The 22982-nt window shown below is 69.7% G+C and carries 21 protein-coding genes and 1 pseudogene; 13 read left to right on the top strand and 9 right to left on the bottom strand.

The window, feature by feature from the left end; translation table 11 throughout:
* The first annotated feature begins 449 nt into the window (after positions 1-449).
* Positions 450-1913, top strand: a complete 1464-nt coding sequence (locus tag ACZ69M_RS33755; protein WP_470055858.1) for an MFS transporter — start codon at positions 450-452, stop codon at positions 1911-1913.
* A gap of 6 nt (positions 1914-1919) precedes the next feature.
* Positions 1920-2828, top strand: coding sequence for an alpha-L-rhamnosidase N-terminal domain-containing protein (locus ACZ69M_RS33750; protein ID WP_470055857.1), 909 nt, complete (start codon positions 1920-1922; stop codon positions 2826-2828).
* Here ACZ69M_RS33750 and ACZ69M_RS33745 read toward each other — a convergent pair.
* The gene (locus tag ACZ69M_RS33745) at positions 2759-3145 is read right to left on the bottom strand and encodes a VOC family protein (protein WP_470055855.1); all 387 of its coding nucleotides are present in this window, start codon (positions 3143-3145) and stop codon (positions 2759-2761) included. The two genes, ACZ69M_RS33750 and ACZ69M_RS33745, sit on opposite strands and share 70 nt — an antisense overlap.
* 262 nt (positions 3146-3407) lie before the next feature.
* Positions 3408-3974 carry a TetR/AcrR family transcriptional regulator gene (locus tag ACZ69M_RS33740; protein WP_470056202.1) on the bottom strand — a complete coding sequence of 189 codons (567 nt, stop codon included), beginning with the start codon at positions 3972-3974 and terminating at the stop codon, positions 3408-3410.
* Between the two features lie 147 nt (positions 3975-4121).
* Here ACZ69M_RS33740 and ACZ69M_RS33735 point away from each other — a divergent pair, with 147 nt between their 5' ends.
* The 6 genes from ACZ69M_RS33735 (at position 4122) to ACZ69M_RS33710 (ending at position 9355) form a co-directional block, all read left to right on the top strand.
* Positions 4122-5027: an NADP-dependent oxidoreductase gene (locus ACZ69M_RS33735; protein WP_470055854.1), complete on the top strand. Its 906-nt coding sequence runs from the start codon at positions 4122-4124 to the stop codon at positions 5025-5027.
* A gap of 81 nt (positions 5028-5108) precedes the next feature.
* Positions 5109-5582 carry a nuclear transport factor 2 family protein gene (locus ACZ69M_RS33730; RefSeq protein WP_470055852.1) on the top strand — a complete coding sequence of 158 codons (474 nt, stop codon included), beginning with the start codon at positions 5109-5111 and terminating at the stop codon, positions 5580-5582.
* A 664-nt stretch (positions 5583-6246) separates the two neighbouring features.
* Positions 6247-6552 (top strand): hypothetical protein, encoded by a 306-nt coding sequence (locus ACZ69M_RS33725; protein ID WP_470055850.1) that lies wholly within the window; start codon positions 6247-6249, stop codon positions 6550-6552.
* Positions 6553-6673: 121 nt separating this feature from the next.
* Complete coding sequence (locus tag ACZ69M_RS33720) at positions 6674-6871, top strand: ferredoxin (RefSeq protein WP_470055849.1); 198 nt, start codon at positions 6674-6676, stop codon at positions 6869-6871.
* A 381-nt stretch (positions 6872-7252) separates the two neighbouring features.
* Positions 7253-7450 (top strand): hypothetical protein, encoded by a 198-nt coding sequence (locus ACZ69M_RS33715; protein ID WP_470055847.1) that lies wholly within the window; start codon positions 7253-7255, stop codon positions 7448-7450.
* Positions 7451-8398: 948 nt separating this feature from the next.
* Positions 8399-9355, top strand: a complete 957-nt coding sequence (locus ACZ69M_RS33710; protein ID WP_470055845.1) for an alpha/beta hydrolase fold domain-containing protein — start codon at positions 8399-8401, stop codon at positions 9353-9355.
* A gap of 633 nt (positions 9356-9988) precedes the next feature.
* Here ACZ69M_RS33710 and ACZ69M_RS33705 read toward each other — a convergent pair.
* The 4 genes from ACZ69M_RS33705 to ACZ69M_RS33690 form a co-directional block, all read right to left on the bottom strand.
* A complete protein-coding gene (locus ACZ69M_RS33705) occupies positions 9989-10642 on the bottom strand; it encodes a TetR/AcrR family transcriptional regulator (RefSeq protein ID WP_470055843.1) in 654 nt (217 codons plus the stop codon).
* 249 nt (positions 10643-10891) lie between these two features.
* Positions 10892-11461 (bottom strand): recombinase family protein, encoded by a 570-nt coding sequence (locus ACZ69M_RS33700; RefSeq protein WP_470056200.1) that lies wholly within the window; start codon positions 11459-11461, stop codon positions 10892-10894.
* Between the two features lie 80 nt (positions 11462-11541).
* Entirely contained in the window at positions 11542-11739 is a 198-nt protein-coding gene (locus tag ACZ69M_RS33695) for a zinc finger domain-containing protein (protein WP_470055841.1), read from the bottom strand.
* 322 nt (positions 11740-12061) lie between these two features.
* A complete protein-coding gene (locus ACZ69M_RS33690) occupies positions 12062-12670 on the bottom strand; it encodes a TetR/AcrR family transcriptional regulator (protein ID WP_470055839.1) in 609 nt (202 codons plus the stop codon).
* A 109-nt stretch (positions 12671-12779) separates the two neighbouring features.
* Between ACZ69M_RS33690 and ACZ69M_RS33685 the strand changes: the two genes are divergently transcribed.
* Together ACZ69M_RS33685 and ACZ69M_RS33680 are read left to right on the top strand one after the other, a co-directional pair.
* Complete coding sequence (locus tag ACZ69M_RS33685) at positions 12780-13541, top strand: SDR family NAD(P)-dependent oxidoreductase (RefSeq protein WP_470055837.1); 762 nt, start codon at positions 12780-12782, stop codon at positions 13539-13541.
* 193 nt (positions 13542-13734) lie between these two features.
* Entirely contained in the window at positions 13735-14166 is a 432-nt protein-coding gene (locus ACZ69M_RS33680; RefSeq protein WP_470056198.1) for a PPOX class F420-dependent oxidoreductase, read from the top strand.
* A 612-nt stretch (positions 14167-14778) separates the two neighbouring features.
* Here the strand turns inward: ACZ69M_RS33680 and ACZ69M_RS33675 are convergent.
* Positions 14779-15273, bottom strand: coding sequence for a DUF4158 domain-containing protein (locus ACZ69M_RS33675; RefSeq protein ID WP_470055835.1), 495 nt, complete (start codon positions 15271-15273; stop codon positions 14779-14781).
* A 450-nt stretch (positions 15274-15723) separates the two neighbouring features.
* Entirely contained in the window at positions 15724-17175 is a 1452-nt protein-coding gene (locus tag ACZ69M_RS33670; protein ID WP_470055833.1) for a carboxylesterase/lipase family protein, read from the bottom strand.
* A 1287-nt stretch (positions 17176-18462) separates the two neighbouring features.
* Here ACZ69M_RS33670 and ACZ69M_RS33665 point away from each other — a divergent pair.
* The 3 genes from ACZ69M_RS33665 (at position 18463) to ACZ69M_RS33655 (ending at position 22357) form a co-directional block, all read left to right on the top strand.
* Positions 18463-19968 (top strand): glycoside hydrolase family 43 protein, encoded by a 1506-nt coding sequence (locus tag ACZ69M_RS33665; RefSeq protein WP_470055831.1) that lies wholly within the window; start codon positions 18463-18465, stop codon positions 19966-19968.
* 1036 nt (positions 19969-21004) lie between these two features.
* Positions 21005-21301 (top strand): hypothetical protein, encoded by a 297-nt coding sequence (locus tag ACZ69M_RS33660; protein WP_470055829.1) that lies wholly within the window; start codon positions 21005-21007, stop codon positions 21299-21301.
* Between the two features lie 102 nt (positions 21302-21403).
* The gene (locus ACZ69M_RS33655) at positions 21404-22357 is read left to right on the top strand and encodes a formylglycine-generating enzyme family protein (RefSeq protein ID WP_470055827.1); all 954 of its coding nucleotides are present in this window, start codon (positions 21404-21406) and stop codon (positions 22355-22357) included.
* Positions 22358-22408: 51 nt separating this feature from the next.
* Here the strand turns inward: ACZ69M_RS33655 and ACZ69M_RS33650 are convergent.
* A pseudogene (locus ACZ69M_RS33650) lies at positions 22409-22626 on the bottom strand (hypothetical protein); the annotation flags it as partial.
* Between the last annotated feature and the right edge of the window lie 356 nt (positions 22627-22982).

Genomic DNA, 22982 nt, shown 5'->3' with positions numbered 1-22982 from the left:
CCGCTTCCCCCACCCGTACGGCCGGCTCGGCATCCCAGCTCGATCCGACCGCGACAGCCGGCGGGAAACGGGTGGACGGCTCACTCGCATGGAAACCCAGGTGATCCGCATCAACCTTCTGACGACGGATCACATGCGGGCCATCCGTCAACACCACCCCGGCAGACCAACCTCGTCAAGCGGCCCAGTGGACCAAAAGCCCCCGCCGGAGAGCAGAGACGTCTTCCTCTCCAACGGGAGGACGGCCGGATCCGATTGCTGCATGAGCGGGGCCCCTTCCGGGGATACGACCACGTCAACGCGGGCCTGCCAGGACCCGGAGGCTTCGTCCACCCCAAGGTCACGGAAATGTTTCCGTGACGAAAATCTATCACGCCAAAAAATTAAGAGCTAGCCTGCGCGCTGGGAGCACAAGGGCTCCACCCGTACGAAAGGGCCGGGGTTCCGCAATGTCACTCAACGTCGAGTCACCGCAGCATGAAGAGGAAGCCGGTAAGTCCGGTTTCGGCGCGCGGTTCGCACTGATCCTGATCGCACTGCTGTGGGCGTCCCAGCTGAACGGCCTCATCGGCCTCATGGGCTCCAACGCCCAGTCACAGATCGCGATCCATTACCACACCACCCAGATCGCCTGGTTCACCCAGATCGGCTCGCTCGTCGGCGTCTTCGCCACGCCCTTCATCGTGAAGGCCGCCGGGGTCTTCGGTAAGAAGCGCCTGCTGGTCATCATCACTACCCTCGGCCTGATCGGCGACCTGATCGCCGCCCTCTCCACCAACTACGAGACGCTGCTCACCGGACGCGCCATCGCAGGCTTCTACGGCCCCTCGATCGCGCTCGTCTACGCACTGGCCCGGGACGTCTTCCCGCCCAAGCTGGTCGGCCCGGCCAGCGGCTTCCTCGGCGGCGGCATGGGCGTACTCGCCCTCGGCGGCCCCTTCCTGTCCGGCTGGATCCTCGACGACTACGGCTACCGCGGCGTCCTGTGGTTCATGGTCATCGCCACCGCCATCAGCCTGCTCGCCCTGCTCTTCCTCGTACCCGAAAGCCCCGTCCGCGAGGCCCGTACCCCGATCGACTGGCCCGGCGGCCTCCTGCTCGGCGGCGGCCTGGCGTCGGTCGCCTACGGCGTCGGCAAGGGCCAGGCCTGGGGCTGGACCAGCGGTGACACGCTGGGCTTCATCGGCGGAGGCCTGGCAGCCGTGATCGCCTTCGTCCTGGTCGAACGCAAGGTCTCCCACCCGATGTTCCCCATCACCCTCCTCGGACGCCGCCGGATCTGGTCCACGTTCCTGGTGACCTCGCTCATCATGGGGGCGGTCTTCGCGCAGGGCACGGTGCTGAACCTGCTCGTCCTCATGCCCAAGATCCCCGGCCTGTCCGACGGCCTGGGCTGGACCGCCACCAAGAACGCCTGGGTCAGCGCACCCAACAGCCTCCTGCTCATCGCGGTTTCGGTGGCGACCGGCGCTCTCGTCCGACGTATCGACTCACGCGTACTGCTGGCGATCGGCGGCACTCTGGTCGCTGTCGGTGTCGCCCTCATATCCCACTTCCACCACAGCGCCGCCCAGCTCATATCGATCGGTGTGATCAGCGGAGTGGGTATGGGCATGGTCGTGGCTCTGGCGCCCATCATGGTCATCGAGTCGGTGAGGCCCGAGGAACAGGCTCTCGGCAACGGCGCACAGAGCATGATGCAGGGCGTTCTGCAGTCCGTGCTCACCCAGGTGGCGTTCGTCATCGTCGCGCAGAACAGCAAGGTGATGAAGGGCACCGCCTTCTACGTCGACGACAGCTACAGCAAGGGCTTCCTGCTCTTCGCCGGCGTGATCGCCGTCGGCACCCTGCTCATCGCCCTGATCCCCAAGGCCAAAACCCTCGACGAGGTACCGGTCGGACAAGCTGCCTGACCTCGCTTGCCCACGCTCCCTCCCCGGCCGGCTCCGTCTCGACGTCGGAACCGGCCGGGGCCGACGACGGCCTACGCCTTCTGGGGGCACAGACCCGCCGAACGGCCGTGCGCGTACCGCAGGCGTCCTCGGACCTGCCACGTTCCTCTTCGACGGGAGACTCATGCCGTCCGAAAAACCCAGTTCACCCGCCTCCGGGGTTCTTCGCCGTCCTCGCGAGGACAGGCCGGCTCCCCGCCGCCGGAGGAGGTCGCACCCCACTCCTTCGCCCTCAGCGCCCAGTGGACCGGCCGCGACAACCCCACGCCTCCGTCGCCCCCTGACGATCAGCCGCCGGCACCGCTCCTCCGGAGGGACTTCAGACTCGCGGACCGACCCGAGCACGCCCCACTGCACATCGTCGGCCTGGGTTACTACGTGGCGGAGGTCAACGGTCGCGCGGTGAGCGACGCGCTGTTGGACCCCCCTCCCTCCCCGTACGACAAGACGGCGTACTCACGCACCTTCGACGTCACCGAGTTGCTGCGCGAGGGCGAGAACACCATCGGCGTCGCACTCGGCCGTTCCCATGCCTCCGGAGCCGGCGGCCACGAGTCTGTCTGGGCCTCGGAACCGCGTCTGCTCGCCCAGCTCGACAGCACCCTGCGAAACGACGGGACGCAACGGATCGTCAGCGACAGCACCTGGCGCATGACCGACGGCCCCACCCGGGACTGGATGTTCTTCGGCGAGCACCACGACGCCCGGTCCGAAAAAGCGGGACCATGCCCGAGTACGACGTCGCGTCCTGGCAGTCCGCGCCGGCGCCCATGGATGGCTGATCCCAGGACTCGTCTTCAGACCCGTCAGCCCCCGCCGCTCCCGTACGGTCTGGTCAGGATCTCCAGGTTGTGCCCGTTCGGGTCGTCGAAGTAGACCCCGCGGCCACCGTCGTTGTGGTTGATGTCGCCGGAGCGGTGGTGGTACGGATCCGCCCAGTAGCTCAGGCCCGCTTCGCGGACACGGGCGAAGATCGCGTCGAAGTCGTCCTCGGAGACGAGGAACACATAGTGCTGTGGGGTGATCGAACCGGCCGTGTCCGCGTAGTCCAGCGTCACGCCGTTCGGTATATGCACCGGGACGAACGGACCGTATTGCGGTGCCACTTCCAAACCCAGCAGTTCGGCGAGAAACCGTGCGGACGCCCGCTTGTCGTGCGCGGCGACGATCGTGTGGTTGAGCTCGACAGCCATCGATCGGCCTCCTTCCACTTGGTTGCCGGAACCACTTGCCACGCTAACAACCGTCCGCAGCAGGGCCATCCGTCTCTGGTCCTGTCCTACTGCGACCTACGACCGAGACCGAGAGCCAGGGGAACGAGCGCTTCGAGCCATGCCGGCCGCCGGTGATCATTTCGAGTTGAGGACGGCCGGGAGCCACCAGTGCTTACTGATCGCTCGGGGGTCCATCGGGGAGGCCTCGGACCTGGAGATCTGTGCGAGGGCCGGCTCCTGTTCACCGCAGGGTGCTGAGCCATTGAGCGACGACGGCGTCGATGAAGGCGTCGGTGATTGGGCCGCGGTCGAGCAGGAGCCGGGCGAGCACGGGTCCGTAGAGCAGGGTGTATTCGTCGGCGTCGACCTGGATGCCGGAGGGTTCGAGGACCCGGTTCAAGGCCGCGCGGCGGTCCTCGCCAATACGGACGAGCGCCTGCGTGCTGTCGGGGTGGTGGTCGGCCTCGGCGAGGACGGCGAGCAGAGCGGTGCGCATCGCCGGGACGGTGACGCCGGCGCGCAGACTTTTCAGCCAGGCCGTGGCAGCTGCGCGTACGTCGCTGTTCGGGTCGGGGTAGTCGCCGACGTCGGGACCGTCGAGGATCAGGTCGAAGAGCAGGGCCGAGCGGTTGGGCCAGTGCCGGTAGAGCGTCTGGCGGGTGACGTCCGCTCGCTCCGCGAGCAGGGCGTAGGTCAGTCCGGTCGGGCCGACCTCGGGCAGTAGCTCGCGCGCGACGGCCAGGATCCGGGCGCGAGTGCGCTGGGCGCGCGGGTTGCTCAGGGCGGGCGGGCGACGGTGGGCCGGCATCGAGGTCACGACTCCAAATCATACGCCATGTGTGACATACGTCTCTCAGGCTTTGTGAATCATACACAGCGTGTGATACACCAGAAATCATACGCCTTGAGTGATTCAGGGTGTGAGAACTGGTTTCCCTGCGTTTCAGGAGTCCCTGTGTCTGCTGCAATCACCTTCTCCGAGTACGGCGCGCCCGACGTTCTGACCGTGTCCGACGTCCCGACGCCGCAGCCCGGTCCGGGCCAGGTCCGTATCCGGGTCCGCGCCGCCGCCGTCAACCCCATCGACCTCAGGATCCGCTCCGGCGGGATGGAGGGGATCATCCCGGTCGAGTTCCCGGTGATCCCTGGCCAGGACGTCGCCGGGGTGGTCGACGAGGCGGGCGAGGACACCGGCTTCTCGCCCGGTGACGAGGTCTTCGGGTCGGTTCATTTCGGCGGCTACAGCGAGTACGTCCTGCTGGACCGGCCGTTCGCCAAGCCGAAGGAGCTGTCGTTCGAGACCGCGGCGGCCATGATCACGGTCGGTGAGACCGCCTACCGGGCGCTCGAACACCTGGGCGTCGCGCCCGGGCAGACCCTGCTGGTCCATGCCGCGGGTGGTGCCGTCGGCGCTGTCGCGGTGCAGTTGGCCGTCGCCCGCGGCGTCACGGTGGTCGGCACCGCCGGCGAGGACGACCTCGACCGGGTCGGCAGGCTCGGGGCCACGGCAGTCCGCTACGGCGAAGGCTGGGCCGAGCGGGTCTGGGCCGCCGTGCCGGGGGTGGATCACGTGCTCGATGCCGCGGGCGTGGGTGTCCTCGCTGACTCCGTGGCTCTGACCGGCGACCCCGCGCGGGTCATCACCATCGCCGACATGGCCTTCGCCGAGCACAAGGTGCGCTTCACCGGACTCGACCCGGCCGACCGGTTCCCGCAGGCCCTGCCCCTGCTGGCCGACCTCGTCGTCCGCGGCAGGCTTGAGGTGCCGGTGTGGCGCACCTTCCCCCTCACCGAGACCGCCCGGGCTCACACCGAGGTCGAGGCCCACCACAACAAGGGCAAGGTCGTTCTGCTTCCCTGACCCGTCAGCCACCCCGCCGAGCCGTCGCCCGCCCGGCGGGGGCCGCAGTCCGTTTCAGAAGTACAAGAAAGTGAACCGAAAATGAGTACCCAGACCGCGATCCCCAACGCCAACCTTGTCCGGATCGTCCAGGCGTACTACGACGCCGTCGACTCCGGGGATGCCACCCGCGTTGCCAACACCTACCGCGATGCTCCGACCACGACGCTGCAGTTCAACGCCGACGACCCCATCGTGACCGTCGAAGCCATCAAGCAGTTCTCTGAAGGGTTCCTCCACGTCGTCTCCGGGATCCGGCACACCATGATCGACATATGGGCCACCCCGCTGATGGGTGACGTCGTGCCGGTGAACCTGCTGCCTGAGCGGTCCGTCTCGACCATGACCGTCGTGTCCACCGCTCTTCCGATCTTCTCCATAGGCACGGGCTCGGCGGTGACGCGTCTCGCGCTGCCCGCGACGTCGATCTTCACCATTGACATCGAGTCGGAGAAGTTCGTCTCGGTCCACAACATGTTCGACATCGCCAAGGTCCACGCCGCCGTCAGCGGCTGAACGAGCACGGACGGCGCCACGTCGAGTGCGGGTGCCGGCCGTACCCGCCCGGACCGGACGGGCACGGCCCGACACCCGGTGCCGGCGCGTGCGTCGGGCCGTGGCCTCGCGTGTGACAAGCGCGCTGACCTGAGGCTGGGCGCCAGAACGGAGGGGCCGCCCGATGCGGTGCGCAGGGCGTGGGCGGGGCCCGTTCGCTCACCGCCTCGGATACGGTCACTGCCCGCGGCTGTGCGCGTCCCATGGCGGAACCGCAGAACCTCAGCAGACATGGGGGGCCTGTCAGCACCTGTAACAGCGGCGCCTTCCCCAGGCCTGTGATCCCCCCGCACGTGTTCAGCGTACTGACGACTCTGGAGCCGGCCGACCGGCGCCCTGTTCGGCGCCCTACCTCCTCGGACGGCGGCTCGCCTGGCCCCAGAGGCTCGACATCGCGCGGTACGGCGTATCACAAGGGAGAGGAGGATCACATCCGGTCACACGACGACCCGCCCTTGAAGAAGGATTCCGGTACCGCTATTTTAAATAAATCCCTTGATTTAAAATAGACCGCTCGTCCCGCCAACCAGCCGAGACCTCACAACACATGCAACATCTCCCCCACTCCCCTGCGGGCCCCGACGCTGCGCGATGCACATCCTCCTCCCTCACATGGAGATGTCAGATGAGTCATCACGACCCCCTCCGTCTACCGCTCCCCACAGTCGGGCCGCCGGATCCTCCCGCCCACTGGAACCGGCTGGTCGCGTCCGCCGCGAACCGCGATGGGCGGGCGATCGCCGACCCGGACGGGGTCGACCTCGCCCGCAGCCCCGACCGCCGTCTCACCTTCAGCGCCGACATCCACTCGTGCCTGGGCCGGTCCCTGGCCCGCACCGAGCGCAAGGTCGCCCTGGAGGTGCCGCTGCGAACCCGCCGGGCCTTGAACCGGCCGTGCCGGTGGCGGAGTTGCCGCACATCGAGGGGCTGACCGTCGCCGGGCTGCGGGAAGCGCCCGCGCGGTGGTGACGCGCGCCGACGAGACCTGCGTACCGACCGCAGAGACAACAGACCTTCCGGCCGAGCGGCCGGGTGAACAGAAGGGAACGACCATGAAGATCACCGTCGACGAGGAGAAGTGCTGCGCCGCCGGGAGTTGCGTGATGGCCGCGCCGGAGGTCTTCGATCAGCGCGACGAGGACGGCATCGTCGTGCTGCTCGACCCGGAGCCCGCGGCGGGCCAGCACGAGGCTGTCCGGGACGCGGCCGCCGTCTGTCCCGCCGCCGCCATCACGTTCATCGACAGCTGAGCCACTGACCGTGCCGTCTCGCCCCGGTGATCACCGGGGCGATGCGACACGGGTGACGGCCGCCCCGTAGCCGACGTCGGCGAGCCGCTGGAAGGCCCCCGCCCGATCCCCCGTGACGCCCCGGTGGCCGGCGCGACCGGACGGCCGCCCACCCCGGTCACGGTGCCTGCCTTCCGTCGAGCGCGCGCAAACCGGCGGCCACGAGTCGCGGAACCGCCAGACCGACGGTTTCGAAGCCCTCGCCCACCGTCAGTCCCTGTTGGTGACGGGCGTGGATGCCCTCGGCGATCCCAGCAATCTTGAAGTTGCCCAGTCCGAGGCAGAAGCCGAGCTGACGACATTCACGGCTGGCAGCGGGAACACGGCCGGATCTTCCGCCAGATGATCTCCGATGACATGAATTCCGGCGAATTCGACTGCCGGAACGAACTGGCGGCACACATGTCGCTTCAGGAGGCCATGAATTTCGTACCCTCGTGGAACCACCGCGCCACCGACACCAAGAGGGCCAACGCTGCACTCGTCGACGACATCGTCTCCACACTCATGCGTCTCGTCCGGAGCGATGAAGGCAACTGAACACTCCTCAACCTGTGTTCCGCGGCCGAGAGTTCTTCCGGCCGCACCCCCGCACGACCACCACATACAGCTCTGCACAACACGGTCCGCGGCCGACGCCGCGGCGGAACACGAGGTGCGGATTTCGAGGGTTCGGCACACCGTGGAAGCGAATCGACTCTGAAGTCAGCATTCTGAGCAGGCGTCAATCAGGCCCGTCCACGCCGGAAGCCTGGCGCGCGAGCGACACCTTCGCCGAGAGGTCGCCGCAGCGCTGGGTGAAGTACTCGTGCGCAGGGGCTCAGCGGATTGATGGCCAATGCCGGCACCGTGACCGAGGGCTTCTCGCGCCCGGGACGGTCCGCGTTGCGACGGGCACTCGCCACCGCGCTCTCCGCCAGGTCGGCAGTCGGCCCGGCAGACCGTGCCCCCGCCTTGCCTCGCGACGTGGCAGCCGAGATCTCAACGCGAAAATCTATTAATCACAAAAATTTGAAGCTGGAGTGACATCGAGCGAGCGACTCGGTGATCAACCCAGGAACCGGCAGTTCGGAGCGCCATGGACCACGTTTCGACGTCCCCACCCGCCGACTGTGCGCCGCTCGGCGGACAGCAGGAACACGGGTCACAGGCACCGGTTCCGAGGAACGTGGGCTCGTCTGAGGGCATCGCCCTCAACTCCGGCGGCGCGTTCCTCATGGGCACCGACGACGGCGGGGGGCGTGTGTACGACGGCGAAGGCCCGGTCCACCGGAAACGCCTCGACTCCTTCCGCGAACACTACGCACCGTCACGGGATTCCGTGATGCCCCCCTGCCCGGTGTGACTCGTCGGTGATGCCAGGAGCGGCGCCGCCTAGCCGACCGGCGGCGGACCGCACCGTGGAGGTGACGCGAACGATGTGCGCCGTCATTCCGGTACCCGTCGCCGGCCTTCGACACCAGCGCCACGACACGACATGGAGAGCCCATGCCCAGCAAGGCCGATCAATGGTTGACCGACCGCATCCAGTCCGGGCGCGGTCAGGCTCCCCCCACGCTTGCCGAGGAGCGCGCCGCTGCCGCCGCCAACGCGGCCCTCACCCCCACGCCGGAGGGCATCACCGAGTCCCCGTTCGCCGGTCAGGAGGGGGCCCTCCTCTTCGAACCGGCGGCTCCCCGTGAGGATGTGATCCTGTTCCACATCCACGGCGGCGGCTTCCGCCTCGGCAGTGCGGCGCAGACGCGCTCCGCAGCAGGACTCCTGGCCCTGCGGACACGCGCCCGAGCGGTGTCACCCGAATACCGGCTCGCTCCGGAGCACCCCTTCCCTGCCGGTCTGGACGACTGCGCCGAGGCCTACGCCGCCGTCCGCGCCGCGTATCCCGAAGCCCGCGTCGTCGTGGCGGGAGACTCCGCGGGAGCCGGCCTGGCCGCCGCTCTCCTGCTGCGCCTGCGCGACGCGGGCGACCCGTCCCCACTCGCCGGGGTGTTGTACTCCGGCGTCTTCGACCTGCGCCCCGAGAACTACGTCTCGGGCAGCTGGGCCGAGAACGAGGACAGCGACACGATGCTCACGACTGCCCACGGGCCGTCGATCGCCGAGAACTACCTCGGCGGACACCGTGCGGAGGACCCGCAGGCCTCCCCCGCCCTCGCCGATCTCACCGGTCTGCCGCCACTCTTCGTCCTCGTCTCGGGCGGGGAACTGCTCCGGGACGACTCGATCCGCCTGGCCACGCGCGCGGGCAGCTGCGGGGTGGAAACGGTGCTGGAGATCTGGCCCGACATGCATCACGCCTGGCCCATCTGCGGAGTCATCCTGCCCGAGGCCCTGGAGGCTCTCGACCGGGTCGCCGCCTTCGTCGACCGCGTAGCGGCAGGCCGGGTGGTGAACGGCTCCGGGCTGACCGACGACCCGCGGATCCTCGCCCTCCTGCAGTCCTGACCGCTGGCGGCGTCGGCGGCCGGACATGCTGCTACGACCGACCACCGCCCCAGCATGTCCGGCTCCACCACCCCGCTTCGAGGCGAGGTTCAACCGCCTGGGCGGGTTCGGTCTTCCGCGGCGGCAGGCTGCACGCATGCGTGCCTGCGCGCCTTCTCACCGGCCGCCGCCTGGCGGGATTCCTCCCGAACCGGGGCAGCGACTTCCTCCACGGCATCGCACCCGACGAGCACACCGACCTCTACCGGTGCGCCTCGTTCATCGGCCACGGCATTCCGCTCGCGCTCGACGCCCCGTACGGCCCCGGCTCTCTCGACCCGTGGTCCGTGATATCGGCGGCCGCCTCGCGACGCGCCCCGGACAGGAGAACCGCAAGCCCTGCCGAGCGCATCACACCCGCTCAGGCGCTGACAGCGAACCTGTCCCCGGCACACTCGCCAGGCGCTCCGCCCCCAGCGTCCCGGAGCACGCGCGGACCTCGTCCTGCTCAGCGCGCCTCCGCCGATCGCCCTGCGGCACCCTTCGGCCGACCTGGTCCGGCTCACCCTCTTCGACGGAGCCGTCCACCGCACCCTGCCACCCGGACCGGACCACACCGGCAGACCCGCAGGAACGCGCAGAACCGGCCGTCGTTCAGCTCTCGTGCGTGACGGGCGCCTGCCACAGAGCGACGATGGCGTCGATCAGGCCGTTCGCCGCCTCGTGCCAGGTTGCGCGGGACGTCGGCCCGCCGTCCGCGAGGGCGCGCTCACGCTCGGCGGTCATCTGCGTGATGAGGTGACGGGTCATGGCGGCGCGTTCGTCGTGTACCTCTGGCGGCAGATCGGGCAGGCAGCGGTTCAGGCCGCCCTGCAGCTTCTCCATCGACGGGGAGGCGGCCACGAACGCCTCGACCATGTCCGCACGCAAGGCGGGGTCGCTGGTGACCTGGGCGATGAACCGGGCGTACCAACTGGGGCTGCCCAGGGACTCCATGTGCTCGGTGACGGGCCGGACCGCGCAGGCCACCCAGTCCCGCAGCTCGGTGGAGTCGCCGATGCTCTCCAACATGCGCAGTCGGCCGACCTCTATCTGCTCGGCATGACGACGGGCGACCGCGCGCACCAGGTCGGTCTTGGTGCCGAAGTGGTAGCTGACGGCGGCGTTGTTCCCCTGCCCGGCGGCCAGGCTGATCTGGCGGTTGGCGACCGCGTGCACCCCATGCTCGGCGAACAGCCGCTCGGCCGCGTCGAGGAGCGCCTCACGCGTCGCGCTGACCTGCTCGTCCCGCCTCGTCCTGCCGGTCATCATCACCACCTCGGGACACCGCGCTGCTCCACGACGGCCCGTCCCTCAGACCGCCGCGGCTCCCCGCCCGGATCGACGAGGTCAAACGACGAAAGTCTACGCAATGGCGGGGCCACCCCAGGCCACCATCCTCCCTGTCCTTGCCCATGGCGATCCCGCAGGGTCCGTCCGTCCCAATCGACTCGTATCGGCCTCGAAGTCCTAGCCCAGACACCAGGGAACAAGTAACCCGCCGGTAGCTTTGGCGGCTCAGGCATTCGAGGCCGTGACGACTTGTTCATCATGTTCGCGCAGCATGCGCAGGACGGTGGCGGGCGAGGGGTGCTGACCCTTCTTCGCGCCCTTGGAGATGACGAGCCGGGCCGCGATGTCGCGCAGGCTCAACTCCTCGTCACGTAGGCGCAGGGCGGTGAACAGCATGTCGTCGTCGGTGACGCCCGCGCCGCCAATGGTCTTGCCGCGCTTACGGGCGGACTCGTGGCCTTCGAGGGTGCGGTCCCGGATGTACTCGCGTTCCATGCCGGACATCGCAGCGAGCACGGTGAAGACGATCCCGGAGGGTTCGTGTGAGCCCTTGAGCTCCCCGGTGAGGAACTCCAGGCCGACATCGCTCGCCTTCAGCTCCTCGGCGAGCATGGCCAGTTCGATGCCGCGGCCGAGCCGCTTGTGCTCATGCACGACGAGCGTGACGGCAACGCCGGAGGCCCGGATCTCCCCGGCGAGCTTCACGGCGGCGTCCAGCTCGGGACGCATGGTGGCGCGGGTGGAGATCTTCTCCGAGAAGACCCGGGTGACCCCGGCCTCGGCAAGCGAGTCCAGCTGCGCGTCCAGGGACTGCCGGGCCGTCGAGGCGCGTGCGTAGCCGAGGCGGACGTGCCCGACCGGGGTGATGCCGGCGCTTACGGGCCGGGCAGTTCGGTCCAGGCCGAGCCGGGCTTGCGTACGGCGGGGGTCGGCACGCTGAGGGCCTTGGCGAGTTGGGGCACGAGGCGGAAGCGGGCGGTGTGGTACTGGATGGCCACCTTGTTCTTGCCGGTGCGGCACGGCGAGCCCGCGGGGGCGGCGCAGGTGGACCGCCGCACGGTGGGGTGATTCATGAGCGACCGCCTATGAAACAAAAACCAGCCCTCTCCCGCGGATGCACACCAAGGAGCCGTGACGGTCGGCGATGAATTCCGCACAAAGGGTGACTGTTCGCGCGCGGGCCTCACGGGTGATACCGTCGAGAGGTAGAGTGACCGGTCTACCTACTTGTTGAGGCGGCCGGCAGGCATCCCACTCGGGCCACCTTCCCGGGAGAGCTGCCGTGGGTCGCCGATGCACATCGGCAAGCGATCAGAGGATTCCATGAAGTCAATCCGATTCCCGGCCTGGCCGGGGCGCCGCACGGAGCCGGTGCTCCGCGCGGTCGCGCACGGGTCAGCCTCCGGATCGGATCAGACGGACGGCGTCCAGCAGTGTCTTGTGGGCGGTCGTCGAATCGTCCAGGTAACCGGCTGCCATCGCTCCGTCGTACAGCATCAGCAGGGCGCCGGCTGCCGACTCCGGGTCGCTGTGGCCAAGGCGGGTGAGCAGGCCCTGGAACAGGCCGCGGAGCCAGTCCCGGTGCGCTGTCACCAAGATGCGGACCGGGTGGTCGGCGTCCGGGTACTCGGCGGCCGCGTTCAGGAACGGCGATCCGCGAAAGCCGCGCTCGCGAGCGTGCTCGGCGATGGCCTCGAAGATCAGGTCAATCGCTTCGGCGGGCGGGTGCGCGGCGGCCAGCGGTTCAGCCACCTCTTTGTAGTAGGCGTCCTTGGTCAGCAGGTAGGCCACGACCAAGTCGTCCTTGGCAGCGAAGTGGCGGTAGAAGGTCACCTTCGTCACCCCGGCCTCGGCGATCAGCCGCTCCACGCCGACCGCGCGGACGCCTTCGTAGTAGAAGAGCCGCGACGCGGCCCTTACCAGGCGTTCGCGGGGCGAAGGTCCTGCGTCCGCCCGGGTCCCCTGGCGCGTCGTGTCGGTGGGCTGCTGCCTGTTGATGCTCACTTCCCCATTGTGCCTTCGACTCGGTGCTCGACCGACAGGGCCGTATCCCCCTCCCGTACGCCCCGCACGACGTGGCTGTACTCCCTCACAACCGAAAGGCTTGAACACCATGACTCGCCGTCTTGAAGGAACCGTCGCCCTGGTCACCGGGGCGTCCAGCGGTATCGGCCACGCCACCGCCCTGGAGCTGGCCCGCGAAGGTGCCTCCGTGGCTCTCGTCGGCCGCCGCGAGGACCGGCTCACGGCTCTCGCCGCGGAAATCTCCGGCGTCGGCGGCAAGGCCCTGGTCGTGCCTGCCGACGTCACCGACGCTCAGGCCGCCGCGGCAGCGGTCGAGCGGACCGTCGAGGGCCTGGGCCGTCTGGACACCGTGGTCAACAACGCCGGCCTCATGCTGCTCGGGCCCGCCGCCGGTGCGGACCTGGACGAATGGCGCCGCATGATCGACATCAACGTCATGGGCCTGATGTACACAACCCACGCGGCCGTGCCCCACCTGGTGAAGGCCGCCGCCGACGGGCCGCGCCAGGTCGCCGACATCGTCAACGTCGGTTCACTCTCCGGGCGCAACGCCTACGCCATGCAGGCGGCGTACTGCGCCACCAAGTTCGGTGTCGGCGCGTTCAGCGAAGCGCTGCGCCAGGAACTGGCGCGCCAGCACGTGCGCGTGTCCGTGGTCGAGCCGGGCAGCGTCGACACCGAACTGCGCAGCCACAACTCGGACGCCGTCCAGCAGCAACTCGCCGCCGTCATGGGGGGCATCGAGCGCCTGCAGAGCCAGGACGTCGCCGAGAGCATCGGATTCATCGTCACCCGCGCCCGGCACGTGGCCGTCGCCGAAGTGCTCGTACGCCCCACCGAACAGGTCTGAGCACCGTCACTACCACCGCGCTCGAAAACGGCCCATGGACGCAGTCAGCTCCGGCGGGCGGAGGACCTCGCGCCGCTGGGAGCCGGCCTCCGGCCGGCCCCCAGCGGCGTCGACGCGGAAACCGACGCATCTGCCGATGCCACCGGGCCACCGGTCGGTGCGGCGAATCGACAGCAAGGAGCAGAAGCGCATCATGGACGACACGCTGCTGGAGCAGCTCGGCGCCGGCAAGTACGTGCTGGTCACCAGCTATCGCAAGAACGGCACCCCGGTCGCCACCCCGGTGTGGGTGGTGCGCGACGGTGACACGTTGGGCGTGCGGACCCCTGCCGACTCCTGGAAGGTCAAGCGGATCCGGGCACGCGGCGACATCCTCGTCGGCCCCTGCGACCTGCGCGGCAACCCGACGGGCGACCAGGTCCCGGCAACTGCCGAGATTGCCGACGAGGCGACCGGCGTCCGCTACCGCAAGCTCATCGCCCGCAAGTACGGCATCCTCGGCCGCCTCATGATCCTCAACAGTCGGCTGAGCCGGGGAGGGGACAGGACGCTGGGAATCCGTGTGCGCCTTGCCATGCACTTGAAGCCCAGCGAGTTCAGCAGCGACGGCAGCATCTGCCGGTAGTACGAGCTGTAGGAGGAGCGCAGCGTGGTGCGGACCTTCGCCTTGAAGACCTTCTCGTTCGCCTTCGCCTCGGCTAGCAGGTCCTTGAGCGTCTTCTCCCCGACCACCGGATACAGCGCCCGCCGTACGACCTCGTCCGGCTTTCCGACCGCGGCCTCCGCCAGCTTGAAGAGGATCCCCTCCTTGCCCCGGACCTTCCTCAGCTCCGCCATGAGCTGCTTCTCCACCCGCCGCTCAGCACGAGCGTTGATCTTGTGGACCAGAGCGATCAGCAGTTCGACCAGGGCATCGGTGATCTCCGCCTGCCTCGACGAACACAGCGCCGCGAGCAACGTGACCCGCACGTCCTCCGCCGTGTCGCGGAAGTCCGAGGGATACGTCTTGATCGCCCGCGCCCTCCACGCGGCCACCAGCTTCTCCGAGCAGTCCGCGAACAACCCCTTCGGAAGCGCGAGTTCCCGCACCGACGTGAGCTTGATGATCTCCATCAACAGGGCATCCAGACCGACAGCTCCCGGGTCGCGCTTGAGCGCGGCCAGCAGCGCGGTGCCCTCATCGTTCCCCTCGGCCACCAGCGCCAACAGCCGGGCCCTGCCCACCGCGCCCAGACGCTCAATGGTCCGGGCACAGAACGCCCGCTCCCATGCCCCGCGCCGCGACCAGGACCTTCTCAATACGGGTCGGGCCCGGCGGCTCGATCTTCCGCGTACGGCACTCCGCCGGCAGGGCTTCGCGCTGCCGGTCCTCCACCAGTTCGACCGGGCATACCTCCGCGGCCAGCCACGCAGTCAGCGACTCCTCGTCGGCGAGCGTCGGCGGCCGAAACCCCAGGGCCTCGCGGATCTGCTTGCGGTGCCGCTTCGCGCCCGCCAGGTCGTACTTCGCCAGCTCCGCCGTCGGCACCTTCACCAGACCCGAGACGTACTCCACCGCGGGCTGGGGGAACCCCTCGATGAACTCCGGGAACCGCGCCTCGATCTCGAAGAACTTCAACATCAGGCAGAAGCCGAGCCTGGTCGGCCCGGACTTGTTGGCCCCGAGCTTCCAGTCGCCGTCCACCAGGGTCCAGCTCGCCAGCAGCTCTTCCGGCGACCACTCCTGCCGCACGCCCGCCCCTTGTCGTCGGCCTCCCGGGCATTCACCCGGATAGCCCAACGAGGCGTCCCACCACCGGGAAACAGGCCCCAGAACCTACCGACGGGTTACTTGCTCCCTGGTGTCTGGGCTAGGGCTCCGGGGCCTGATGGGCGAGAAGCGCGGGCGGCGGCCTGGCCGCAGGAGCGGCCCTCTCGCGAGGGATCGAGGTCTGCCGATGGCCAGGCAGATCCTCGTCCGCCCGACGCTGGACGACCGCACCACCGAACCCGACCTTGCGCTGATGCCCACGGCCACCTGGTCCTATGACAACCACGCCACCGGCCGACACGCCCTGCTTGGCGACGCCGTCGCAGGGCCCGACGTGCCGGATCACGCCACTCCGGCACGGGCGCACGACCTGTCCGGTCATCTCTTTCCTTGGCAGGTGATGTTCCTTCCTCGACAGGTGATGAAGGGCGGTCAGGCGGACCAGGCGGCGCGGACCTGGTGCAGCGGGTCGTCCTCGACGCGGGGCTCGGCGGACCACACCATCGCCGCGCGTGCGTCCGCCGTATAGCGCGGCCACTCCTTGCCCGGGTCCTGGTCCCGGACGAAGGAAACCCAGGTCCGGTGCACTGCGTCGGCGAGCTCCTGCGGCGGCGCGACCCCCGTCGCCGCCGTAACGCCCTCGGCATCGAGCAGGTCGAAGGCGAACGGCAGGTCGACGCAGTGGAAGGCCACGCCGTTGACGGGAGAGGTCCAGGTGAACTCGTAGAGCCAGGTGGGACGTTCACGGGCGGCGCGGGCGTCGGCGACCGTCACGGCTGGGGCACGGAAGGTGCTGTCGGTCAGTGCCTGGCCGAAGTACGCATCCGGTGCGAGCCCTTCGTACGCGGCGAGCCCTGCGTCCATGCGCTCGGGGTCCATGCCGAGGAAGCCGAGGAGTTCGGGCAGCGGCGGCGTCACCGGGAGCTGCGCAAGCACGTTGAACTCGTGCGCGGTACACCCCAGCAGAAGCGGTACGTCGGCCCCGGCGTCGCCCTCGGTCAGGGCGGTGCGGACGGGTTGCGGGATCAGCTTCCCGTCGGCGAAGGGTGCCAGGGTCTGCATCGGGGGCAGTCCCGCACGGTCCGCTCCCGGTTCCAGGAGCCGGGCCTGGAGGTCGAGCAGCTCGACGCGGCCGAGCCCGCGCAGCGCGGCGGCGGTGGCCGGCACACCGGTGCGGGCGGTCAGAAGGCGTGCCGCGGCACGCGCGACGTCGGGGCCGTCCGGGCGTGCGAGGATGCCGGACGCGGAAATCGCCCCGCGGAAGAGTCCGCGGGCGGCGGGCACGGCGAGCAGCGTCTGTACGGCCCCGCCGCCCGCGGACTGGCCGGCGATCGTCACCTTGGCCGGGTCGCCACCGAACCGGGCGATGTTGTCGCGGACCCACTCCAGGGCGGCGATCCAGTCCAGCACACCGCGGTTGTCCGGGGCGCCCTCGATGTGGAGGAAGCCCTCGATGCCGAGCCGGTAGCCGAGGGAGACGAGGACCACCCCGTCCCGGTTGAAGGCGGAGCCGTCGTACCAGGGGCTGGCCGCCGACCCCGCGACGTAGCCGCCGCCGTGGATCCAGACCAGGACCGGCAGCGGTTCCTCGGGGGCGGTGTCCGGCGTGAACACGTTGAGGTTGGGGACCCCGTCGCCGGGGATGCAGGGCTCCGGGACGGTGGTGGTGCTCTCGGTGATGGGGCGTCGTTGTGCCGTCGGCCCGTACGCGGTCGCGTCGAACGGCTCGGTCCACGGCTCGGGCCGCACGGGCGCGGCGAACTGGAGTTCTCCGACGGGCGGCTGGGCGTACGGAATGCCGAGGAAACGCAGGCCGCCGTCCGCTCGGCGCTCGCCGCGGACCGGTCCGCGGGCCGTGGTGACCAGCGGGGCATCGGTGCTCATAGAAGTTGCTCCTTGTTCTTCAGCTTTCGCCAGCGTGCTTCAGCCGCCACACGCTGCCCTCTCCGTTCGCCGACAGGACGAGCGAGCCGTCCGGGGCGACCGCCGGGTCGGCGAAGGGCGTGGTGAACCGGTCGTGCCGTGGGTGAACAGCGTGGTTTCGGTGCGCGGCGCGGTCCCCGGGAGCTTTCCCGCCGGCGGCTCCGCCGCCTCCGTGCGCCGTTCGCCCGTGCTCAGCGAGACCGAGGTGAGCCTGCGGGTTCTGCTCTCGACGGCGCACAGCAGGTCGCCATGGATCACGAGACCCTGCGACGCGCCCAGTCCGCCGCGACGACTTCCGCCGTCCCGTCCCCCGTGATCTGCGGAACCGCCCCGAGCGGCCGGTCCGTTCAGCCCGGCTGCTCGCTGCTGGATGGTCCCGCGGTCTCGGTCGTCGGTGTGGACCCCGTCGTACGGGGAGGTGGGGTGCGCGAGCCCCGCCCGCGTCGATCACGCCGTGGGCGAAGGGCGGCAGGAAGGCCGGCGTGGCTACCTCCCCTCCGGGCTCCGGGCCGCCGAGGCGGTAGTGGTCACTCGCATACACCGTGCCGCCGAGGTCGGCCGTTGCGCCGTTGGGGCCGTCGAAGCCGCGTGGGAGGATCTCGCGGGTGCGCCCGTCGGGGTGCGGTTCGATGACGCCTCCGTTGGCGTAGCTGGAGACGAACATGCGGTTCCCCGCGTCGAACGCGACGTTGTCCAGGCCCACCGAGCCGCTGGTGACGAGCGTGCGCGAGCCATTGCCATGTGGGTCGACACGGGCCATGCGATGCCTTCGACGCCCGGGACAGCCGGGCGGGCGTGTCGGGACGCGGGCGGCGGTCGCGCTCGGCCCGGTAGCGGACCCCGAGTACCTCGGGGGCGAAGCCCAGGTCGCCAGACCGGGCAGGGCCGGAAGAGTGGCAAGGGGTGGAGCAGCCGGAGGAGGTGTCTGGGTGGACATCAGTGTCCTGCTCCTCTCTGCCGGGCCGCGGTGGAGGGGCGCCGGGGCCTCGATCGGGAGGCTGCCGTGTGTCGCCTTCCCGCCGACCGACGCGGGTGAGCGATGGACCGGCCGACCGACGGGGGACGCACGGCACGACCGGCGCGGTGCGTGCGCGCCGCTTCGGCCGTGTCTCTGGTTGGCATGTCGTCCGCGCGAGCGGTCGGGTGTCTGTTGACACCAGCCATTAAAAATCTATCATCTAAAAAAATTAGGGGCTGGTGTGTTCGCGATTCCGCCCCCTACGACCGCACATCGAAGGGCCGCCGCACATGACCGCCAACATCAATCCGGTCATCCCGGGCTTCTATCCGGATCCGTCCATCTGTCGCGTCGGCGAGGACTACTACCTCGTGACGTCGAGCTTCGAGTACTTCCCCGGGGTCCCGATCTTCCACAGCCGCGATCTCGTGCGGTGGGAGCAGATCGGCAACGTGCTGGACCGGCCGAGCCAGTTCTCCGTGAGCCCGGGCAGGGAGGGCGCCAGCGCCGGCATCTACGCGCCCACCATCCGCCACCACGACGGCGAGTTCTGGGTCGTGACCACGAACCGGGAAGACATCATGAAAGGCCACCTGATCGTCCGCGCGAGCGATCCCGCGGGCGATTGGAGCGAGCCGGTGTACACCACGGGGGCGATCGGCATCGACCCCGATCTCGCCTGGGACGAGGACGGCACCTGCTACCTGACCTATTCGTTCCCCGGAGGCATCCAGCAGACCACCATCGACCCGGCGACCGGCAAACTGCTCTCCGAACCGAGCGTCATCTGGCCCGGCACCGGCCTGGCGCACACGGAGGCTCCGCACCTGATCCGGCGCGGCGACTCCTGGTACCTCCTGGTCGCCGAAGGCGGCACCGGCCTCGGTCACGCGGTCACCGTCGCACGGTCGGCATCCCCCTCCGGGCCGTGGGAACCGCACCCGGACAACCCGATCCTCTCCCACCGCAGCACCCCCCACCCGGTGCAGAGCACCGGCCACGGCGACATGGTCGAGCTGCCCGACGGCTCCTGGGCCATGGTGCACCTGGGCACACGTCCGCGCGGGTCGTTCCCCGAGGCCCACGTCAACGGGCGCGAGACCTTCCTCACCGGCGTGGACTGGGTGGACGACTGGCCCCTGATCGTCGAGGACCGGCACGAAGTCCCTCGGACGCCCACCGCGTTCACGGACGACTTCGCCGCCCCGGAACTGCACCCGCGGTGGATCGCGCCGGGCGTGGACCCCCGCTCCTTCGCCGTACCCCGGCCGGGTGAAGGTCTGCACATGGCGGCCGGACGAGCACCCGAGGCCCGCGTCGCCGAGCGACTCCTGGCCGTGCGGGCCCGCGACTCCTCCTGGACCGCGAGCGCCACCCTGCCCAAGGGCGACGCGGCCCTGGTCGTGCGGATCGACGACGCTCACTGGGCCGCTGTGGAGCGCAAGGGCACAACCGCGTCGGCGCGAGCGGTCGTCGGCCCGTTCGACCAGGTGCTGGCCACCGTCGACGGCATCACGGCGGAACATCCCCTGGTCCTGCGTGCCGTCGCCAACACCGACATGTACAGCTTCGCCAAGGGACCGGACGACCTCCACCTCGGCTACCTCGCCGACGGAGAATTCCGTACGCTCGCCACGATCGACGGGCGCTACCTCTCGACCGAGGTCGCCGGGGGCTTCACCGGCCGGGTGATCGGTGTCGAGGCCCTGGCCACTGACGCCCTCCTCACCCGCTTCACCTACGCTCCCGACGCGGACCCGACACCGACGGTCGTCCAGCCGCCCGCCGATTCCTGACGGCTCCCGGGACGACGCGCGGGGGCAGGCCGAGGATGCCTCAGCTCCGGCTCGCCCCCGACGTCCGTCCGAGGGCGGTCTCGAGTCCGCGCGCTCGGGCTGAGCCCACCTCTCAGGAACCGCCCAGCCCGGCTCCCGCCCCGGCTCGGGCTTACGCCTGCATGGCGTCGAGCCATGCCCTGCGGGCGGAAGCCTGACCGCCCGGTGAGTCATGAGCCGAGGCCAGGTGCTCGGGCGCAGCCCCCCGCCTTGTGCCGTTCCCTCACCTGTTCGAAGAGATGGACAGCCTTGCCGTATGTCCCGACCGCCTCGACCTGCCTTGCCATGGCCGATCCGGCAGGTCGCCCTCTCGTCGGCCCCGCCACCGCCGCCCTGACGAGGCGTTTTCCGGTGCACGGCGCTCGGCCGGCACGGCCGCTGAAGGATCGGCACATTTCAGTACGGTGCGGCACCGCGAGACACCACCGTGCCGCCGCCCGCCACCTCACCCCGTGTGCCTGGCAGTCCTCGCTCGGCACGGTCCACAGGTCACGGTCGCCGCACCGGTACGCGCAACGGCACCGCTCGGAAGGCCGACGATTCAGAGTGAGGACAGCCGGAGCGTCGATCGAGGATCGGGTCAGACCCTCGAGCGGTGCCTCCCGCATCCTCACAGTCGGGAATCTTGGAGTTTCCCGGTGCGGCAGCTTGAGGAGTGATCATGCTCGGGGCTGTTTCGAAGGCCGATGCAGTTGTCGAGGTGTCCGTTGTCCGTCCGTCCCTGTTCGGTGAGCAGGTCCCGTCTCTGACCGCGCAGGTCGCGCGGGCGAGTAACTCGGTCGGTACGACGGCGATGGCGCCGGTCCGGCCGCCCGCGGCATCGCCGTCACCTTGCAGCGGCACCGCCCGGTCCCCACGCAGGCATCGTCGGCGCGCTCCGCCGACCCGGGCCGCACGCGGCCTCTCACGCGGCGTCTCACGCGGCGTCTCACGCGGCGTCTCACGCGGCGGCCAACGCTCGACGGTGGCGCCCCCAGTTCGCTGTGGGAGGCCCCTGATGGCGGCGGCCGCCGCCACGCTGCCGTACTCGCCCGACCTGGAGGCACTGCTCAGGATTCCGCGTCGCACGTACGGGCCGCCGACACATCTGGATCCGGCCGTCGGTGTCCTGTCCGGCGTCCTGATCTTCGGGCAGCAACTCGCCCGGCCCCAGCTCCTCGGAATCGGGCGGGTCTCACTCGTCTCGGCCACCGCGACGTTCCCGGGGGCTGGACGGCCGGAATCCTCCGTGCGCGCCCGCGGCCGATCGGGTCCCCCCCGTCCCCGTACGGGCCCTCCGACGGCCTCACCTTGAGTGACAGTGAAGTTACGACGCCGTGAATCTATACTTCAAAAAATTTAGCGACTAGGGTTTCCACCGTATCGTGATCCGCCCCCGTACCAGGAGCCGAGCAACATGAATACCCCCGACTCCTCAGCGCCCACCTGCTGCGCACCCCGGAGCGGCGGAACGTCCGCCCCTCCGGTTGCCGTGCCGTCGGCCGGCCCCCACGCGGGCTCCCTGGACGGCATGGTCCGCGTCCCTGGCGGCGAGTTCCTCATGGGCACGGACGACACGGAAGGCTTTCCGGAAGACGGCGAAGGTCCGGTCCGTCCGGTGCGCCTCAGCGCGTTCCACATCGACGCGCACGCCGTCAGCAACGACAGGTTCGCGGAGTTCGTGGACGCCACCGGCTATGTCACCGAGGCCGACCGCATCGGCTGGTCCTACGTGTTCGCCGGTTTCCTGCCCGCCGCGCTGCGGCGCGGTGCGCCGCGACCGGAGCGCACGCCGTGGTGGTGTGGGGTCGCCGGCGCACGGTGGGACCGTCCCGAAGGCCCGGGCAGTACCTTGAACGGCCGCAGGGACCACCCTGTGGTGCACACGTCGTGGAGCGACGCCGCCGCCTATGCCGCTTGGGCGGGCAAGCGGCTGCCCACCGAGGCGGAGTGGGAGTACGCGGCGCGCGGCGGTCTGGAACAGAAGCGCTACCCATGGGGCGACGAGCTCGACCCCGACGGCGAGCACCGCTGCAACATCTGGCGGGGCACCTTCCCCACCAAGAACACCGCCGCCGACGGCTACCGCGGCACGGGCCCCGTCGACGCCTTCGAGCCCAACGGATACGGCCTGTACAACACCTCCGGCAACGTCTGGGAGTGGTGCGCCGACTGGTGGACCACAGACCACCCGGCAAGTACCGCGGTCGACCCGAGGGGCCCCGAGCAGGGTCGGGACAAGGTCATCCGCGGCGGCTCCCACCTCTGCCACAGGTCCTACTGCAACCGCTACCGCGTCGCGGCACGCACCGCCAACTCGCCCGACGGAGCCAGCGGCCACACCGGGTTCCGGTGCGCCCGAGACGCCTGAACATCTGCGACCTGCCGCCCAAGGAGCACCGCGGTATGAAAGCCATCGGGCATTGGCGTGGGCCGCATTGCGCAGCCACAAGCCGTCGGTCAGGCAGGCGTCCAGCCGGGCCGTGTAAAGCGCATCCAGGAGGCTAGCTGGCCTGAGCGCTTGGCACGGAAGGCAAGTTGGTCGGGGTCGATCTTGGCGTCGTCGCCGCCGAGCCCAACGAGCTTCGCCCCAGCGGTGTGGAACTCGGGCGCGCCGCACTCGTCGTTGTTGACGTGGCTGTAAGGCTGCCGGGCAGCGCGGGGAATTCCTCCGGGTCGAGCGCTGCCGGCGCGGTACAGCTGGCCTGTACGGTGCAGCGTATCGAAAGCTGCAGGATCGAGCGCCGCCCAGCCCTTCAGGACTCCCGGAGAGGGCGACCCATCGTTGTCGATGTGCCAACCCGACGGGTCACCTCGGGAGAGCAGCGGTGGTGACAGGCATGTGGACATGTGCCCGTCGGTCAGGCGACGCAACACACTCTGCACGGTCCGCCCCGTCCGGCCGCGCCCGCATGTCAGTGACCATGCACTCCACGGACGGGCCACCGGACGACCTCACGTGGATCGGGACATACGGTGGGAGTGGGCGGGCCAAC

The sequence above is a fragment of the Streptomyces sp. NPDC107454 genome (genome assembly GCF_055582885.1).
Note: the sequence above shows the minus strand (reverse complement) of the source record. Positions and strands in the feature narration are given on the sequence as shown.

Bases quoted from the DNA above. Each gene is read 5' to 3' on its own strand.
- ACZ69M_RS33755 (WP_470055858.1), top strand. From the start codon at position 450: ATGTCACTCAACGTCGAGTCACCGCAGCATGAAGAGGAAGCCGGTAAG.
- ACZ69M_RS33745 (WP_470055855.1), bottom strand. From the start codon at position 3,145: ATGGCTGTCGAGCTCAACCACACGATCGTCGCCGCGCACGACAAGCGG.
- ACZ69M_RS33740 (WP_470056202.1), bottom strand. From the start codon at position 3,974: ATGCCGGCCCACCGTCGCCCGCCCGCCCTGAGCAACCCGCGCGCCCAG.
- ACZ69M_RS33730 (WP_470055852.1), top strand. From the start codon at position 5,109: ATGAGTACCCAGACCGCGATCCCCAACGCCAACCTTGTCCGGATCGTC.
- ACZ69M_RS33725 (WP_470055850.1), top strand. From the start codon at position 6,247: ATGAGTCATCACGACCCCCTCCGTCTACCGCTCCCCACAGTCGGGCCG.
- ACZ69M_RS33720 (WP_470055849.1), top strand. From the start codon at position 6,674: ATGAAGATCACCGTCGACGAGGAGAAGTGCTGCGCCGCCGGGAGTTGC.
- ACZ69M_RS33715 (WP_470055847.1), top strand. From the start codon at position 7,253: ATGATCTCCGATGACATGAATTCCGGCGAATTCGACTGCCGGAACGAA.
- ACZ69M_RS33710 (WP_470055845.1), top strand. From the start codon at position 8,399: ATGCCCAGCAAGGCCGATCAATGGTTGACCGACCGCATCCAGTCCGGG.
- ACZ69M_RS33705 (WP_470055843.1), bottom strand. From the start codon at position 10,642: ATGACCGGCAGGACGAGGCGGGACGAGCAGGTCAGCGCGACGCGTGAG.
- ACZ69M_RS33695 (WP_470055841.1), bottom strand. From the start codon at position 11,739: ATGAATCACCCCACCGTGCGGCGGTCCACCTGCGCCGCCCCCGCGGGC.
- ACZ69M_RS33685 (WP_470055837.1), top strand. From the start codon at position 12,780: ATGACTCGCCGTCTTGAAGGAACCGTCGCCCTGGTCACCGGGGCGTCC.
- ACZ69M_RS33680 (WP_470056198.1), top strand. From the start codon at position 13,735: ATGGACGACACGCTGCTGGAGCAGCTCGGCGCCGGCAAGTACGTGCTG.
- ACZ69M_RS33670 (WP_470055833.1), bottom strand. From the start codon at position 17,175: ATGAGCACCGATGCCCCGCTGGTCACCACGGCCCGCGGACCGGTCCGC.
- ACZ69M_RS33665 (WP_470055831.1), top strand. From the start codon at position 18,463: ATGACCGCCAACATCAATCCGGTCATCCCGGGCTTCTATCCGGATCCG.
- ACZ69M_RS33660 (WP_470055829.1), top strand. From the start codon at position 21,005: ATGGCGGCGGCCGCCGCCACGCTGCCGTACTCGCCCGACCTGGAGGCA.
- ACZ69M_RS33655 (WP_470055827.1), top strand. From the start codon at position 21,404: ATGAATACCCCCGACTCCTCAGCGCCCACCTGCTGCGCACCCCGGAGC.